The 16,039-nt window shown below is 47.6% G+C and carries 16 protein-coding genes; 12 read left to right on the top strand and 4 right to left on the bottom strand.

The features are described 5' to 3' along the window. Positions 1–104: 104 nt before the first annotated feature. Positions 105–968, bottom strand: coding sequence for a helix-turn-helix domain-containing protein (locus I1H34_RS26540; protein WP_212663825.1), 864 nt, complete (start codon positions 966–968; stop codon positions 105–107). Between the two features lie 301 nt (positions 969–1,269). Here I1H34_RS26540 and I1H34_RS26535 point away from each other — a divergent pair, with 301 nt between their 5' ends. Both I1H34_RS26535 and I1H34_RS26530 read left to right on the top strand, forming a co-directional pair. Next, positions 1,270–1,677, top strand: a complete 408-nt coding sequence (locus tag I1H34_RS26535) for a Fur family transcriptional regulator (protein WP_212663824.1) — start codon at positions 1,270–1,272, stop codon at positions 1,675–1,677. A gap of 181 nt (positions 1,678–1,858) precedes the next feature. Beyond that, the gene (locus I1H34_RS26530; RefSeq protein WP_212663823.1) at positions 1,859–2,251 is read left to right on the top strand and encodes a hypothetical protein; all 393 of its coding nucleotides are present in this window, start codon (positions 1,859–1,861) and stop codon (positions 2,249–2,251) included. Here I1H34_RS26530 and I1H34_RS26525 read toward each other — a convergent pair. After that, on the bottom strand, positions 2,248–3,531 hold the full coding sequence (locus I1H34_RS26525; RefSeq protein ID WP_212663822.1) for a glycosyltransferase family protein: 1,284 nt from the start codon (positions 3,529–3,531) through the stop codon (positions 2,248–2,250). The genes I1H34_RS26530 and I1H34_RS26525 overlap by 4 nt on opposite strands. 80 nt (positions 3,532–3,611) lie before the next feature. Between I1H34_RS26525 and I1H34_RS26520 the strand changes: the two genes are divergently transcribed. The 5 genes from I1H34_RS26520 (at position 3,612) to I1H34_RS26500 (ending at position 7,943) form a co-directional block, all read left to right on the top strand. After that, entirely contained in the window at positions 3,612–4,163 is a 552-nt protein-coding gene (locus tag I1H34_RS26520; RefSeq protein WP_212663821.1) for an NYN domain-containing protein, read from the top strand. Positions 4,164–4,294: 131 nt separating this feature from the next. Then, positions 4,295–5,176, top strand: coding sequence for a glycine--tRNA ligase subunit alpha (gene glyQ / locus I1H34_RS26515; RefSeq protein ID WP_212663820.1), 882 nt, complete (start codon positions 4,295–4,297; stop codon positions 5,174–5,176). A 63-nt stretch (positions 5,177–5,239) separates the two neighbouring features. Next, entirely contained in the window at positions 5,240–6,388 is a 1,149-nt protein-coding gene (locus I1H34_RS26510) for an AI-2E family transporter (RefSeq protein ID WP_212663819.1), read from the top strand. A 53-nt stretch (positions 6,389–6,441) separates the two neighbouring features. Then, the gene (locus I1H34_RS26505) at positions 6,442–6,801 is read left to right on the top strand and encodes a single-stranded DNA-binding protein (RefSeq protein ID WP_212663818.1); all 360 of its coding nucleotides are present in this window, start codon (positions 6,442–6,444) and stop codon (positions 6,799–6,801) included. 161 nt (positions 6,802–6,962) lie between these two features. Further along, on the top strand, positions 6,963–7,943 hold the full coding sequence (locus I1H34_RS26500) for a serine/threonine-protein kinase (RefSeq protein WP_212663817.1): 981 nt from the start codon (positions 6,963–6,965) through the stop codon (positions 7,941–7,943). On the opposite strand, the gene I1H34_RS26495 is transcribed toward I1H34_RS26500, so the two are convergent. Further along, complete coding sequence (locus tag I1H34_RS26495) at positions 7,894–8,988, bottom strand: ABC transporter ATP-binding protein (protein ID WP_212663816.1); 1,095 nt, start codon at positions 8,986–8,988, stop codon at positions 7,894–7,896. The genes I1H34_RS26500 and I1H34_RS26495 overlap by 50 nt on opposite strands. A gap of 551 nt (positions 8,989–9,539) precedes the next feature. On the opposite strand from I1H34_RS26495, the gene I1H34_RS26490 reads away from it, so the two are divergent. The 3 genes from I1H34_RS26490 (at position 9,540) to I1H34_RS26480 (ending at position 12,649) form a co-directional block, all read left to right on the top strand. Then, entirely contained in the window at positions 9,540–9,878 is a 339-nt protein-coding gene (locus tag I1H34_RS26490) for a P-II family nitrogen regulator (protein ID WP_010468720.1), read from the top strand. A gap of 63 nt (positions 9,879–9,941) precedes the next feature. Further along, on the top strand, positions 9,942–10,820 hold the full coding sequence (locus tag I1H34_RS26485; protein WP_212663815.1) for a shikimate dehydrogenase: 879 nt from the start codon (positions 9,942–9,944) through the stop codon (positions 10,818–10,820). A 227-nt stretch (positions 10,821–11,047) separates the two neighbouring features. Continuing rightward, positions 11,048–12,649: a hypothetical protein gene (locus tag I1H34_RS26480; protein WP_212663814.1), complete on the top strand. Its 1,602-nt coding sequence runs from the start codon at positions 11,048–11,050 to the stop codon at positions 12,647–12,649. 18 nt (positions 12,650–12,667) lie between these two features. On the opposite strand, the gene ntcA is transcribed toward I1H34_RS26480, so the two are convergent. Continuing rightward, positions 12,668–13,357 (bottom strand): global nitrogen regulator NtcA, encoded by a 690-nt coding sequence (gene ntcA / locus I1H34_RS26475; RefSeq protein ID WP_212663813.1) that lies wholly within the window; start codon positions 13,355–13,357, stop codon positions 12,668–12,670. A gap of 354 nt (positions 13,358–13,711) precedes the next feature. Between ntcA and fabI the strand changes: the two genes are divergently transcribed. After that, entirely contained in the window at positions 13,712–14,488 is a 777-nt protein-coding gene (gene fabI, locus I1H34_RS26470; protein ID WP_212663812.1) for an enoyl-ACP reductase FabI, read from the top strand. Between the two features lie 93 nt (positions 14,489–14,581). Continuing rightward, positions 14,582–16,033: a hypothetical protein gene (locus I1H34_RS26465; protein WP_212663811.1), complete on the top strand. Its 1,452-nt coding sequence runs from the start codon at positions 14,582–14,584 to the stop codon at positions 16,031–16,033. The last annotated feature ends 6 nt before the right edge of the window (positions 16,034–16,039 follow it).

The following is a 16,039-nucleotide window of genomic DNA, read 5'->3' as shown; positions in this document are numbered from 1 at the left end:
AGTACTTATATTCTGACTCTCAGAGTTTATGTAGGTGTATATCACGCTACCTGTCTAGGCATCATAGCTCATAACTTAGATTGCCCTAGGCCTTAAAAAAAGCGTCATAGAGAATAAACATGGCCATTGATTAGCAAGCGTGTGATTCCTTTCGCTAGTAATTGAGGGCATGTCTTTTTCAAGACATTACTGTTGGGAACTTTCACAATTCTTTGGGTGCGATGGGAAAAACGACGCGCAATCCGATGATTGTCAAAAATGGGTAAGGTTTTTGCGTCCACTTCTTGTTCTGGAATCGTGCCTAATTCTCCAAACGCTTGTAGCGGACGCGTAATCAGTTCCGACGACCGATCCACCACTAAGTAACAGGTTTTGGGAAACTTTGCTTCTGAAAAGGGCAACACTTGAATAAGTTCAACGGCTTCTAGGTTGATCCCCAACCCATCATCTGCATCTGAGCCATCTTCTAGATCAGCATCATCTGTATCAAAATCATCTATATCGGTATCTTCCTCTGCATCAACTGCAGGTAGATCATGCAGATCATGCTCAATATCAGCAATGATTTCGGCAAGATCTTCCTGGCCATCGAGCTGTGCAACGGCCAACTTCGACGGTGTTTCTACCTCTGCTACAACAGCTGATTCTTCTGTTTGCTTACGCTTTTTAATAGGCGCTGGCCGTACCGGTGCGTCGATGACCTTCACAGGCTTAGGCTCTTCAGCTACCTCTGCCTTTGCAGCAAGGACAGGAGACTGCTTTCGAGAAGATTTAGGGCCTCGCTTCTCTTGCTTCGTAGCAATTAGCGCATCGTATTCTTGATCAGGCAGCTGATTTTTAATAATGCGCCGAATCGTTGAACTACTGACCTCAAAGCGAGTTGCCAGTTGGGCAATGGTCTCTTCAGACTCGCGAAAGAGTTGAGTAATGGTTTGCTTATCGGAATCTGAGAGCTTGCTACGCGTCATAAAATTGGTTCTAGGGCGAGGTCATCAACACTATGAGTGAGAAATAATGGAGAAGCGTTTCCCCCCCATATCCTAGTATGTTGTGGGTTGAACATTGATCGTGCTCTGCCAGAGTGATCTCCAATCTAATGGGTGTAGGCAGCAAACATCGTCCTTAAGGTAACAAACTCAAGTCAGATATGTTGGTCTATTCTAGGATGGGAGCGCATTAGATCATTTCTATACGATATGCAATCGAGATTTTGAGGCACCCTATTTGTAAGCACTTGGCCACTGCATCATTACTATTGATGCCCTTTTCATGAAATCACACCTTACTCGCAGCCAAAATACCGTTCTCAAACTTTTAAAAAAGTTGAACCGGGAGATTTCTGCTCAAGAACTCTATCTTGAGTTACGTAAAGCTCAATTAACCCTGGGGCTAGCCACGGTCTATCGGGCATTAGATACCCTCAAACTAAGTGGTATTATTCAGGCCAGACTGCTGAACAATGGCGAAACCCTTTATACTGCTGCTCAACAAGATAAACATCATGTCACTTGTCTACAATGTGGCGTTTCTATTCCCATCCAAGAGGAAGAATGCCCTGTTCATGAATTGGAAAATCAGCTCAGACAATCATCAAAGTTCGAGATTTTCTACCATACGCTAGAATTTTTCGGTATTTGCACACCATGTCAGCTTGAACAGTCTCATTCAAAGTCTTAGACATCTAAATCAGCTAACTCACGACCTAAATTCGATATTTCAGCCTATTGAACCGCATAAGAGTTAAGATTTTTGTGGGTTTATTAAGGATTTGATGTCATAGTGATATGAACCTTCACGTTTACTGCTACCTCCAAAGATTGCAGCCCTAAAGCCTGCGATTTCGGCATCTCCATCACCTATGGTCATTGACGTTTTTCCATTTCAGTTTCAGATCGAAGCTCTACCCATTGCCGGGGGGAGTCTATGGGCCACAGGTCTATACATCGGATTTAATCCATTAAGTCAGTGGATCACAACTCAGCTCTGCCGATGGCTTAACTTCGTTGACCGCTCCTTATATCTATCGGCAGAAGAATTTGAGAAATCTCGCCCTGCTCGTGAAGCCCGCAATTTAGTCTGTGCATCCCTTATTAGTATTTTGCCGTTTTTAATAGTAGGTAGCCTCTGTTATTGCGCGAGTACCTGGGGTTTTGGAGGCCGTAGCTGGGGTGTCAGTTTGGGAATGATTTGCTTGCTGATCGGTGGGGTCTACGAATTGGGCCGTCGCGATAGCCAATCCCAAGATTATTAAGGTGAATTCTGGGTCATATACTCCTCAAAAGGCATCTCTTCTGCCAGGGTTGCTGATACTAGTTGGGCAAAACGAGAAACAGCACCCACTTCACCTCGCACGTCTCTCAAAGACAATTTGATGGCTTGCAGACGGGATGGAGAAGCTAACACGGTCTGCAAGTATTGAGCAACGGATTTAGGAGATAAAGGCCCAACCCACTCCGGCACAATCTCTTGATCTGCCCAAATATTAGGCCAAGCCTTAAACCCTGGCGGCAGGATGTAGCGGTTAATCACTTCTCCGACAAACGGTAGGCGAGCCACTAGCCCCAGCAAACCATCCCCAATAGGTGCCCCAGCCAGATGCTGGGTTGGCAGAATCACCATCATCGGCACCATTAAAGCCGTTAGTTCAGCCGTGTTGGCACCCACAGTGGTCAGGCAAATTTGGCAATGTACTAGCAAATCATAGGCAGGGTTGGGCAGCCACAGCCAGACTTTAGTGCCCTGAGGCGTGGAGAGATAGGGAAGCCCCTGGTCTGGTTGAACTAAGGTGGCAGTATTTCCTAAATAGTTCGAAATCAAAGGGTTATCGCTGGAGTCAGCATAGCGAGATAGGGTTGCCAAGGAAAGACCGGGAGCAACGGGAATAATGAACTGTGTTTGGGGTCGATATTGCTGGAGCTGATCTGCCACTCCCAAGCAGAAGGGCACCCCCACCCGTAATTTGGAAGGCTTTGAACCTGGCAATAGCCCGACTATTTCCGTTCCTGGAGGCCACCCTAACTGATCTAAAAAAGAGACAGAATTGGCACTCGGTTGAATATCGGTCATCAAATTACCCACCACCGTTACCTTGGAACGATACCGACGCGGGACCTTTTTTAGAATTTGAGACTGAGCCACCCCACAGTGGTCAATCCAAGGTAACCAGCGGGGAGTCCATTCGGCATAGGTAACGATGCGATAGCCTAGCCGCTTGCCAATCACTACGGCATAGAACTGATCGCCTCCTAAGAAAACCACCACTCCTTGTCGATGCCACTTCCATGCATCGGGCGTTTTTCCCCAGAGCAGAAAAGGAAAGAACTGTTCTGGTCCTAACACCCGATCAACCCCTGGGAAAGTTGCTGCAACAGTCTGCTCATTACCTCCAGCATGAGGACAGGGAGAGAGCAAGATAGACACTCGACTAAACTGAGGTCGCATCATTAACCCTTGCAGTACGGGTCGAACCCAAGTAGAAAGTTCACCAGGGCCATTGGTGAGAATGACAAGATCGGCCAAGACTTCGGCCATCAGATAAACCTGCGGAAGTGCAGTAGAAATGTCACAATAAAGGAATGATTAAGCAATATTAAAAAGTTTTACGAATTGGCATGGCGGCGTCTTCTGAGCAACCGATCTTATTAGTAGACGGTTACAACATCCTTGGTGTTTGGTCACAACGCCAGAACGGTCACGCTTCTGCTGAGATCTTTGAAAATATCCCAGAACTGGAAACCGCAAGACTTCACCTTGCAGATGCCCTTGCCAACTACAGCGCGTTTCAAGGATATCAGGCACGACTGGTTTTTGATGCCCAGAATCGGCAAGAGAAAGGAATCTGCGAACCTTTTACGGAATCCCTGGATCTCTACTACACCGACTATGGCCAAACAGCAGATACCTATATTGAGATGTACTGTGCCAAAGCTCGCTCTCGACTGGCTCGGATCATTGTGGCAACATCTGATCGAGCGCAACAGCTGACGGTGATGGGATATGGTGCGGAGTGGATGTCAGCCCTACAGCTCGTCAAGGAAATGGCGGCCACCACCACCAAAATTCGCTCTAAGCAAAATGCGAAGAAACGCTCACCCAGCCGCTTACTCGCTCACTCTCTGGACCCAGAAGCCAAACGTAAATTAGAGCAATTGCGCTGGAGCTGAGTCAGTTGTAACCCTCCACTTCTCATTAACCCCTCATGTTCTACGAGAGGAGTTGTGAAAAAAGCGACCAAAATGTAAACGAGCCTCGTAGACTAGGTAACTGAAACCCATCTACAAACAGGTCAAGCGCTGTGAATTTTCAATCCGTTATTGCCAAACTCCACGAATTTTGGAGCGATCGCGGTTGTCTAATCGTCCAGCCCTATGACATAGAAAAAGGGGCAGGCACCAAAAGCCCCCATACTTTTTTGCGATCCTTGGGGCCAGAACCCTGGGCCGTGGCCTACGTCGAACCCTGCCGTCGCCCCGCCGATGGTCGCTATGGCGAAAACCCCAATCGCTATCAGTACTACTATCAATACCAAGTCCTGGTCAAACCCTCCCCTGATGATATCCAAGATATTTATCTCGACTCCCTGCGAGTCCTAGGCATTCAGCCCGAAGATCACGACATTCGCTTTGTTGAAGATAACTGGGAAGATGCCGCCGTTGGTGCTTGGGGTGTCGGCTGGGAAGTCTGGCTCGACGGAATGGAAGTCACCCAGTTTACCTACTTCCAACAGTGCGGCGGGCTAGATTGCCGTCCCGTTTCCATTGAGCTGACCTATGGCCTCGAACGACTGACCATGTATTTGCAGGAAACCGATGCCATTGCCAAAATTGATTGGAACGGCACCCTCACCTATGGTGATGTCCATCTGCAAGGGGAAATTGAGCAATCCACCTATAACTTCGAAGCCTCTAACCCAGAACTACTGTTTCAGCTCTTTAGTTTGTACGAGCAAGAAGCCTTGCAACTTATAGAGAGAAAATTGGTATTACCAGGGTTAGACTACGTACTCAAATGCTCCCATACCTTTAACCTTTTAGATGCCAGGGGCGTTATTTCTGTGACGGAGCGGACCCGTTATATTGGCCGCATTCGGCAAATGGCCCGCCAAGTCGCTCAACTCTATCTCCTCCAACGTGAAGAATTAGGATTCCCCTTACTGAAAACGCAATCCGTCTCCTAAAATTCGGTAAGCGCGAGGGGAGTCTTCCCTGCCAATTAGTGATATCGATATTGGAGGCAGATTTTGAGTCTAGGGAAATGGATTGGCTTAGTCGTCTTCTTGGTGTCTCTCTACATTCTGTGGGAAATTCGCCAAGTCTTGCTGTTAGGGTTTACGGCGGTAGTGCTCGCCTCTGCCCTGAATGGCCTGGTTCGCCAGCTGACAAAGCGGGGACTGAATCGGGGGCTAGCCGTCGCCTTAGCGATTTTTTCCATTATGGGTGTAGCCGGTTTGATCGGCCTCTTGGTGATCCCCCCTTTTGTGACTCAAGCCCAAGAATTGTTGGATCGTGTTCCTGATAGCCTCACTCGAATCGAAGAACTGATTGGGGAAGCGCAAGAAACCGGCTTAGCTTTTGGCATGCCCAGCGCTGGCATCGAAATTCCGCTTGACTCACTGATCGACAATCTCCGGGAAAAGATTCCTGCCGTTGCCGAAAGCGTCGTCAATAACTTTTTTGCCTTATTTTCCAACTCCCTTTTGGTAGCCCTGAATATTCTGCTGGTTCTGGTGTTAACCATTATGTTCTTGGTCGATCCCGACCAATATCGCCGCATTTTTATCCGTTTGTTTCCTTCCTTTTATCGGCGACGCGTCGATTACATTCTGGGGTTATGTGATTCTGCCCTAGATAGCTGGATTGTAGGCATTTTGTTCAATATGACGGTGATTGCCGTCTTTAGCGGTCTGGGGCTGTGGGTGTTAGGGGTTGATCTAGTGCTGGCCAATGCCCTGATTGCCGGACTGCTAGAAGCGATTCCCAACATTGGTCCGACCCTAAGTTTGATGCCACCCATGGCCATTGCTCTGCTAGATGCCCCCTGGAAAGCCGTTGCAGTACTACTCCTTTATATTCTGATTCAGCAGTTGGAGCAATATTTGCTGGTGCCTGCAGTGATGGCCAAACAGCTCTCCCTAGCGCCCGCTGTCACCTTACTGTCTCAAATTGTGTTTGCCATTTTCTTTGGCTTTTTGGGGCTGCTTTTGGCCCTGCCGCTCATGGTGATCGGCCAAATTTGGGTGAAAGAAGTACTGGTCAAAGATATTTTGGATCGCTGGGGAGAAGACAATCGCTCCGATCCCTATCCAAGCTTTACACCAGATATCGTCGCCCTGGCTGATGGCCCCTCTGATTTACCAACTGTAATGCGGGATGAGGAAGAATCCAGCTAGAATCGATCAGCATTATGGCCATCTTGGCTAAGTTACGTCTAGGAAATCCAACCATGAGTTTAAATTTAGTTAGCCTAGTGGGTCGTGCAGGCATGGACCCAGACGTTAAATATTTTGAGTCCGGCAGCGTTGTCTGCAATGTCACCCTAGCTGTCAATCGACGCTCTCGGGATGATCAGCCTGACTGGTTTAGTTTAGAAATTTGGGGCAAAACAGCAGAAATCGCTGCAAGTTATGTCCGTAAAGGCAGTCTAATTGGTGTCTCTGGAGCGCTCAAATTTGACCGTTGGCAGGACCGCAATACAGGTGCGGAGCGCTCACGCCCCGTCATTCGCGTCGATCGCTTAGACCTATTGGGATCAAAGCGAGATAGTGACCCCAATGCAGTCAACACCTATGAAGATGAATTTTAAGGCGCAAGCCTGTGACCGATTCATCCCCATCTGAGCCATGATCCCTAAAGTTGGGATCACGAATTGTAATATTTCTATTTAAAAAATCGGCTTTTTCGCGATTTTATGCGACCTTGCTCGGCTCTACAGTATGATGATTTACTGCAGGGCCGAGTACATTTATGTTGGGAACCACATTAGCCGACCGCTACAAAGTGATCAAAGCGCTCGGAAGTGGTGGATTTAGTAAAACCTATTTAGCGACGGATACACAGCGCTCTGATAAACGTCGCTGTATCGTCAAAAAACTGCAGACCGAGTCCGATGACTTATTCACGGTAAAAACGTCTCGCCGCCTATTTGCGACTGAGGTTAAAGTTCTGAAGCGCCTGGGTGACTATGACCAAATTCCTCAGTTTTTTGATGACTTCGAAGAAGATGAAGACTTTTTTCTAATCGAGCAATACATCGAAGGGAAAAACCTTAAGCAAGAGTTTGGCTGGCGACGCTGGTCAGAAGCGAAGGTGATTGATTTCCTGCAAGATGTACTGACGACCCTTACCTATGTCCATCAGCGCCGAGTCATTCATCGGGATATCAAGCCTGCCAATCTCATTCGGCGCAAGAAAGATAAGAAAATTGTCTTAATTGATTTTGGCTCCGTTAAAAATAAGCGCCGGATTGCTCAAACCGTCGTCATCGGCACTGATGGCTATATGCCTAGCGAACAGTCTATTGGTCGCCCCAACTTTAGTAGTGATGTCTATGCCGTCGGTATTATTGCCATTCAAGCTTTAACAGGCATGGATCCGACCAAAGGCAAGATTACCTTTGATCCGAAAACCGGTGAGATTGCTTGGCGACGATATATCTCCATTAACCCTGTACTAGGGGACATTATCGATAAGATGGTCCGGTATGATTTCCGCCAACGCTATCCCTCTGCCATTGAAGCTTTAGCAGAGGTCAACGAGCTGATTACAGAAGTGCCCTCTATTGAACGGCGTCAAATGCTGCAAACCGCAGCATCCTGGGGAGTTGGCATGTTAGGGGTTGGGTTAGCCTATGGTGCCTTTACCCAAAAATGGCTGTTCCCCAGTGCCAATACGTTTATCAAGCAGCTATTTGGGCAGGCTGACTTGAATTCTGAAGAAAAATCCTAAGGTTTTGAGGCACCACCGATAAGCTGACTGAAGTGCCAATGGGTAAAGCATCTACAAAATTTGAGCGGGCATGTAGCTCTCGGCCCGACTGGGTTTTAAGGCAATACCGATATTCCCGACCTAAAAATTGGCGATCGCGAATGATGGTTGAGGCGGCCTGATCGGGCTGAAGAATTAAGTCTTCCTGGCGAATCATTACCACGGCTTGATTATCTTCAGCAGTCAGATCACCCCCCTCGCTCGGTGTAAAAGCCCCGACTTCTGTTTGCCACGCATTGCCGTATCGTTGAGCTTCCAAAAAGTTGGCTTGGGTGACAAATTCCGCCACAAATTGAGACTGGGGACGTTGGTAAATCTCTTCTGGGGTACCGATTTGCTCCAAACAACCCTGACGCATCACCGCTACTTGATCTGCGATCGCAAGGGCTTCTTCCTGGTCATGGGTCACAAACACCGCCGTCATACCAGCCGTTTTGAGAATATCTCGCAGCTCCTGTCTTAAGCGCAGTCTAACTTGTACGTCTAAATTACTCAGGGGTTCATCCAAAAGCACCAATTGAGGTTGGGGGGCTAGAGCACGAGCCAAGGCCACCCGTTGCTGCTGACCTCCAGACAGTTCATGGGGGTATCGGTTTTCCATGCCCAACAATCCCACTAATCGCAATACATCCGTCTGGCGCTGTTGTTGCACCTCAGTCGAGATCTTCTTTGTTTGCTTTAATCCAAAGGTGACATTATCCGCAACCGTTAGATGAGGGAACAAGGCAAAATCTTGAAACACCATACCAATCATGCGCTGTTCAGGAGACGTCCATTGCCGGACTCCAGCAACCACTTGACCATTCAATAACAATTGCCCGGCGTCTGCCTGCTCAAATCCAGCAATTAATCGCAATAACGTTGTTTTTCCACAACCCGATGGTCCTAACAACCCTAAGATCTCTCCTTGCTTCAGTTGTAGAGAAATTTGATTGACTGCAGCAGGCGCGTGAGCGGTATAACACTTGATGATGTTATCTAGCTGCAAAATAACGGGATTAACCATGAAAGACACAACACGGGAAAAGGTATGGACACAGACCCTAATGATCAATCCAAAAATGGAAGAATGGTTCAGCTCACCTTCACAGCTTCTAAGAAAGATAGGTCATGTTAATTCTTTTCATTGTCTCTGCAGTGGGATAGTTTCTGCAACATATTCTTATTAAGTGGCCGATAGAAACCCAAAATCTAAATCGCTAAAGCTAGTCACAGAATGACATAGACGTTCATGGGGTAACTTTAACCATTGTCATCATATGTCTACTGATTTGACAGTATTTGCCAGAAATCTATTCGCCTTTGATCTCGCCTGCACAAACCTGCCGCCAAGGAAAATTGCCGGATCGGTCATCAGCATTCTAAAATTTCAAGCATCATCCTACTGGCCATACTGTGCACAGTTCAGGCCCCAGGCTTCTGGGAGCCATAATTTACTTTAGTAGCCTGGCATACAAATTTTCTTTTGTGAAAATGATGATATTTCCATAAAGTTCGTTCGTTAATCTCAGATTATTCATTACATTAATCTTGTGCTAACAGTTTGGAGCAAAGACGTTGAAAAAAGTTGAAGCCATTATTCGCCCATTTAAACTCGATGAAGTCAAAATTGCATTGGTCAATGCAGGCGTAGTCGGCATGACCGTCTCCGAAGTCCGAGGCTTTGGTCGACAGAAGGGACAAACTGAGCGCTATCGGGGTTCTGAATACACCGTTGAGTTTCTCCAAAAGCTGAAAGTAGAAATCGTGGTCGAAGATCACCAAGCAGACATGGTAGTCGACAAGATTGTCAATGCTGCCCGCACGGGTGAAATTGGCGACGGCAAAATCTTTATCAGCCCTGTAGATCAGATTGTACGAATTCGTACTGGCGAAAAGGATTTCGAAGCCGTCTAGCCTCCTAGAAGCGCCCTTAAAGCGCCTTCAATTCAAGATCCAATTCATAGCGGTTGCCAAGACATGGTTCAGATTACGGGTGCCACAAAATTGCTGGGCGTCATGGGTCATCCCGTGGAACATTCTTTATCCCCAGTGATTCACAATGCTGCTCTCAAAGCATTAGCGACCCAGCATCACCATTTTCTGGAGTATGTCTACATCCCTTTTCCGGTTACCGCCAATGCCCTCCCTGCTGTGGTCTCAAGCTTAAGGGAGCTGGGATGCTGTGGTTTTAATATCACCATCCCCCACAAGCAAGCGATTATGCCCTTGCTGACGGAAACAACAGCCATCGCCAAAGCCGTAGGTGCCGTCAATACCGTTTGGCCCACCGATACAGGTTGGGCAGGCACCAACACGGATGTGGAAGGATTCTTATCACCTTTACAGCCGCTCAATCGAGATTGGTCTACTGTCACCCCCTGCATCCTAGGGTGTGGTGGCGCTGCCCGAGCGGTGTTAGCGGGTTGTGCTCAGCTGGGCTGCCCACAAGTTCATATCATTGGTCGCCAAAGTGCCAAATTAGAACAACTGCGGACCACCTGTGCCGCGACCCTGTCTATTGATATTCAAATTCATCTTTGGGAGAATCTGCCCCGTCTATTGCCCCTAGCAGCTTTGCTGATCAACACCACCCCTGTAGGGATGTCTCCCCATACCCAAGCATCTCCCCTCTCCACAGCAGATATAGATCAGCTGCCCCAGGATGCCATTGTCTATGATTTGATTTACACCCCCAATCCCACTTTATTGCTGGAAAAGACTCAATCCAGTGGCCGCATCGCCATTACAGGCGTAGAAATGCTGGTTCAGCAAGGAGCTGCCGCCCTATCCCTGTGGATCAATCAACCGGCTCCTGTAGACATTATGCGAGAGGCACTGCTGGCCTGTTTTACTTAAGCCTGGTTGAAGACTCAAGGCTGTCTATTTAATTCTCTAAGCAGAAAAATAGGCTGATTTAGCCTTTATTCACGAAAAAATAAGCGAATTCTTTAATTAAAGTTGCTCAATCTCGACGATGGATGGGCAAACTAACCTAAATAGTTAGTTATGACAACCTCATGCAGACTGCATGAGGTTATTTCCTATGCTTGCTAATTAAGAGTTTGTTGGGGGATTCAAAATTGATGAAAGCATTGTTAACATTAGGACTCTTCGCCTTACCGACATTGGCGTTAATACCGACGGGGGCAATTGCTCAATTTGGCTTACCTGTAGAGGTTCCTAAGGCACCAGAGGCCAATCAGTTCAAGCCTCGCGGCTTACCCGTTCCCACTGCTGACGATTTAATTAACCCATCCCCCCCGATTACAACATCCTTAGCCAAAGCCTATCCTGAAGTCGTGCTGTTCGATGATTGGCAGCCTAAGGACATGCAGCCCCTGACAGATCTTTCGCAAGATGCCAACGGTAATTTCCAGCTCAAGCCCGGCCTTTATACCCTAGAAGTCGAAAGTTACAGCCTCCAGGTGGGCTCCTATAGCCCTGGTAAACGCAATGGGTATCTATCGGCCTCCTTGGTGGAGAATAATCAAGCACTCATTGGTCGCATGCTACAACAGGCTGCAACGTTGCCCGATATCCCTCAATCCCAAATCCAGACGTTAATTTGGGCCATCCTCTCGCGTGCAGAAATCAAAGGCCTGTCTAAGGAATTGCAGGCCACTGCAAAACAACTCCTTACTGCTGAAGAGATTAAAACCCTGAATCAGCAAGCCTTGGGCCTGATTCCAGCCGATCAAAAAGAAGCGATTTTTACCAATGTGCCCGCAGACGCCCTCACCACTGTAGAGGCCGAAGCTAGCATGCGAGCAGCCCTCGCCCAAAAGAAAAGCTATGGCGATCTAGCAAAAATTGCGGTTCAATCCGGCAACCCTAAGGCGGATGCCAAAGATCGAAAAGTGCCCCAAGGGCGATGGTCCTATCACCCCAATGGATTTTTTATTCGGTATTTACCCTCCGGCTATAGCCGCACCGAAATCCAGATTGCCGTACCGGAAAAGTATCAGGTGAAGCGCGATACCATGGGTCGCATTGTTGCGATCGCAGATACCGCAGGCAACCGTATTGAAACGGATTACGACGATACCGCCCCCCCCTTAGCCATTCCCGATGATCCCAATCTCGTCGGCTATGCGTTTTCAGAAATTCGCTTTATCCGGACGACCTCCAAAACAGCCCCTCCAGAAAAGGTCACCCTCGCCAAAATGGGCTGGACCTTAATGCAGAAGACCAGCAGTCAAAGTTTCTCGCTACCCACCCAGCCCACGCAGATGGCCAGCCTTGGCCAACCTTTTATGGCTCAAACGTCTCCAACAGAAGAAACCGATCCCAAAAAAGCAACAGACCTCAAAGAGACCACCCAAAACTTCAAGGGGTGGAAAAAACGGTATAAGCAAACAGAAGACTATCAGGACGTGATCGCCGAGTATTTAAAGCGCTGGCAAACAGCCAATTCACAAGCCCAACCCAAAGTTCAGCAGCTGGCAGATTTATATCATTACGCAGACGCTATTGCCGCCGCCACGGACGACAAGGAGTGGAGTCAATATAAATGGCTGAAAGAGCATCAAACTGCCATCTTAAAAGCATTGCAGTCAGAAACGGCCTTACTAGAAGCCAGGGGTCAATCACCAACCCTCACCTTCAACCCCGTTCAGACCACCGCAGTAGCTGCCCAGAAGGAGAGACAACTCCTCGGTTTATCCAATCGTCTTTACAAGCCCTAGCTGTTTAGACGGAGAACTCTAGGCAAAGCTCTGCCCGAGCATCACCGGATCGTGAACCGTGATCTTTTTCTTGTGAATGGAAATTTTTTCCTGATCGCGCAGATCCCCAAGCAAGCGGGTCACCGTCACTCGGGTGGAGCCAATCGCTTCTGCGATCGCTTGGTGAGACAATTTTAGGTCTACTGTAATCCCACTACCATTGGGAATTCCAAAATCACGGCAGAGAATCAGCAGAAAACTGATTAACCGAGATTCCATATCCCGGTGGGCCAAGGTTTCAATCATCATCTCGGTTTGAATAATCCGAGAGGACAAACCCCGCAGCAACACCATCGGTAAATCGGGATCACTTTGCAGCGCTTTTTCCACCTGCTCAATAGGAACAGAGAGGAGTTCAACGGGGGTAAAGGCAACTGCATGGTAGAAGCGATCAGAACGCTGCTTCGTCAGTAGCGATAACACGCCAAAAACACTATTTTCTCGGAGCAGCGCTACGGTGATTTCTTCACCCGCTTCATACACGCGGGAAAGTTTAACCGCTCCTTTAATTAAAAAATAAACGCGCTCGGCTGGATCACCTGGGAAAAAAATCGTTTTCCCTCGATCAAAGGTTTCAGTGACGGGGGGGAATAGTCCACTTCCCATCTGCCGAAAAACGGCTGCAAGGGGATTTTCGGGAGTTAATCGATTAGCTGGAGGCGAGGCCATTAACATACTCATACCCTGACTAGATACAAAAGATGTTTAGGAAGAGACAAGCAAAAAAAATCAATGTTTGATTTTGAAATAAAATGATGAAATTAAAGTCACTCCTACAACCTTAGGATTTTTATCAAAGTCAGATTTATCAAAAAGTGTGGTTTACATAAATTAAGCGGACTGATGGGTTTCTTTATGTATCAAAATATACATATATAAAAACTGCCTTCATAAAAAGCCCTCAATTGCAAAGATATCAGTTTTGCTCACAACTCGTTCTAAGCTAGAACTGGAGTCAAGGTTCAGGCTTTTGTTGACCGCATCCTTCCCCTGGCTTGTCATACTTCTATTCAACTGATCTTCATGCTTGATTTAACTGGAAAAAACGCCCTGGTCACTGGAATTGCCAATAACCGGTCCATTGCTTGGGGCATTGCCCAACAACTCCACAGTGCGGGGGCCAATCTGGGGATTACTTATCTACCCGATGAGAAGGGACGGAACGAGTCAAAAGTTAAAAAACTGGTTGACCCCCTTTCCCCTAGCTTGTTTTTACCTTGTAATGTCCAAGATCAAGCTCAAGTAGACGCCACGTTTAATTCCATTCAGCAACAGTGGGGCAAGTTAGATATCCTGATTCACTGTTTGGCCTTTGCCAACCGAGACGATTTAGGGGGTGATTTTAGCGCTGTCCAACAAGACAATTTCAATCTGGCATTGGATGTCAGCGCCTACTCTCTTGTGCAATTGAGCGCAGCCGCCAAGCCTCTAATGACAGACGGCGGCAGCATTGTCACGTTGACTTACTTGGGAGGAGCTAGAGTCGTTCCCAATTACAACGTTATGGGAATTGCCAAAGCAGCCTTAGAAATGAATGTTCGCTATTTAGCTGCAGAAATGGGCCCCCAAAATATCCGCGTCAATGGAATTTCAGCAGGACCGATCAGAACCTTAGCCTCCTCTGCCGTGGGTGGAATTTTAGATATGATTCACCATGTGGAAGAAATCGCCCCCCTCAAGCGAACCGTTACCCAAACAGAAGTCGGCAACACCGCGGCCTTCCTCTGTAGTGATTTATCGACGGGCATGACCGGACAGATTCTCTACGTCGATTCAGGCTATTCAATCATGGGCATGTAAGGTCTGGGGCATCCATTTGATACGTCACTTCTTACAAGCCTGGACTAGACTAGAACTCTACCCAGAGCTGGCTAGCCGTCTGATCTCAACCCTATGAAGCACCGGCCTCACCCCCTTGATCGTGTTGCCATTACCGTGATGGTAATTCTCACAGCCCTAATCAGTTTCATCATCCTGGGGGGTGACCATACTGTGCCAATGGTTCGAGACTTTAATTGGCAAGATAAACAGGTTGGTATTGAAGATACAGCCTTTATCTTGTCGTTTAATCGCACCATGGATTGGTCGAGTGTTGAAGAACACCTCACCTTAACGCCCAATCTACCGGGAAAAGTGAGCTGGTCCGGTCGACGACTCGCCTATACCCTGACCGAACCCATCCCCTATGGCACTGAATTCCAAGTGCAGCTGAACCAAGTGGAAGAAGCTCGCCGGAACCCCAATGCCCAACCCAAGGTGATGCAGCCATTTTCGGGGACGTTTCGAAGTCGCGATCGCGCCTATGTATACATCGGTGTTAATGGGGAAGAGTCAGGGCGGTTGATTCTCAATAATTTAACCCAAGACCAAAAAGCTATTCTTACGCCTGCCGACCTAGTCGTCACAGAATTTAAACCGTATCCCTATGGCGATCGCATTTTATTCTCCGCCACTGCCAAAAGTATTGCATCCGGAGGAGAGTTTGACCCCAAACTCTACACTGTCACTACAGGGTTATATGCCAATCCTCCCGATCTAGACAGCGGTCCTCAAAAACCTGCAGGCGAAATTGAACAAGTCTTGGATAACCAGCAATATCAAATCCTCAAATTTGACCTTGCTGCAAACGGCAGTCGAATTGTTGTCCAACGGGTTCCAAAAAATGGAGCAACTCCAGGCCAGGTCAGTCTTTGGCAGCTCCCCATAGGCAAATCAATCCAACTATTAGAGAATGTCCAAGGGGGCGATTTCATGATTGCCCCTGATAGTCGCTCACTAGTGATTGCCCAAGGACAAGGACTGGCAATTTTACCCCTAGAGGGCAGTGTAAATGATCAGCCCTTGGAGTTTCTGCCTAAATTTGGGATGGTTTTAAGTTTTGCTAGCGACGGATCAGCCGCTACGATGCTCAAATTCAACCCCGATTTCACGAAGTCTTTGTTTTTAGTCACGACTCAGGGCCAGCAAACCGAACTGCTCAAGACAACCGGCTCAATTATTAGAGCCATCTTTAGCCCTAAAAAACAGTTGCTTTACTGCTTGCTCACTCAGGTTGGCAATGGCGAGGAGTATGTAGAAACCCCATATCTTGCAACGATCGACTTAGCCACCCAAAAAGAAACTAGGCTTTTAAATCTACCCAAGCGTGATACCAGTATGGATCTTGCTCCAGATAGTTCAGCATTGCTATTCGACCAAGCCATTGAAGCCAGCCCTGACAGTGCCAAGATTGATCAGACCAATTCAGTCAACACAAGTAATCTCTGGATTTTACCGTTAATGACTGGTGGCAGTCAGCAGCCCTACTCCGTTGGATCTGGCATCAATCCACAATGGTTGCCATAAATCAAG

The sequence above is a fragment of the Acaryochloris marina S15 genome (assembly GCF_018336915.1).
In the GTDB taxonomy this organism is placed as follows: Bacteria; Cyanobacteriota; Cyanobacteriia; order Thermosynechococcales; family Thermosynechococcaceae; genus Acaryochloris; species Acaryochloris marina_A.
Note: the sequence above shows the minus strand (reverse complement) of the source record. Positions and strands in the feature narration are given on the sequence as shown.

Coding starts and splice junctions, on each gene's coding strand:
- I1H34_RS26535 (WP_212663824.1), top strand. CDS start 1,270: ATGAAATCACACCTTACTCGCAGCCAAAATACCGTTCTCAAACTTTTA.
- I1H34_RS26500 (WP_212663817.1), top strand. CDS start 6,963: ATGTTGGGAACCACATTAGCCGACCGCTACAAAGTGATCAAAGCGCTC.
- I1H34_RS26520 (WP_212663821.1), top strand. CDS start 3,612: ATGGCGGCGTCTTCTGAGCAACCGATCTTATTAGTAGACGGTTACAAC.
- I1H34_RS26480 (WP_212663814.1), top strand. CDS start 11,048: ATGAAAGCATTGTTAACATTAGGACTCTTCGCCTTACCGACATTGGCG.
- I1H34_RS26540 (WP_212663825.1), bottom strand. CDS start 968: ATGACGCGTAGCAAGCTCTCAGATTCCGATAAGCAAACCATTACTCAA.
- I1H34_RS26505 (WP_212663818.1), top strand. CDS start 6,442: ATGAGTTTAAATTTAGTTAGCCTAGTGGGTCGTGCAGGCATGGACCCA.
- I1H34_RS26465 (WP_212663811.1), top strand. CDS start 14,582: ATGAAGCACCGGCCTCACCCCCTTGATCGTGTTGCCATTACCGTGATG.
- fabI (WP_212663812.1), top strand. CDS start 13,712: ATGCTTGATTTAACTGGAAAAAACGCCCTGGTCACTGGAATTGCCAAT.
- I1H34_RS26525 (WP_212663822.1), bottom strand. CDS start 3,531: ATGGCCGAAGTCTTGGCCGATCTTGTCATTCTCACCAATGGCCCTGGT.
- I1H34_RS26485 (WP_212663815.1), top strand. CDS start 9,942: ATGGTTCAGATTACGGGTGCCACAAAATTGCTGGGCGTCATGGGTCAT.
- ntcA (WP_212663813.1), bottom strand. CDS start 13,357: ATGGCCTCGCCTCCAGCTAATCGATTAACTCCCGAAAATCCCCTTGCA.
- I1H34_RS26530 (WP_212663823.1), top strand. CDS start 1,859: ATGGTCATTGACGTTTTTCCATTTCAGTTTCAGATCGAAGCTCTACCC.
- I1H34_RS26495 (WP_212663816.1), bottom strand. CDS start 8,988: ATGGTTAATCCCGTTATTTTGCAGCTAGATAACATCATCAAGTGTTAT.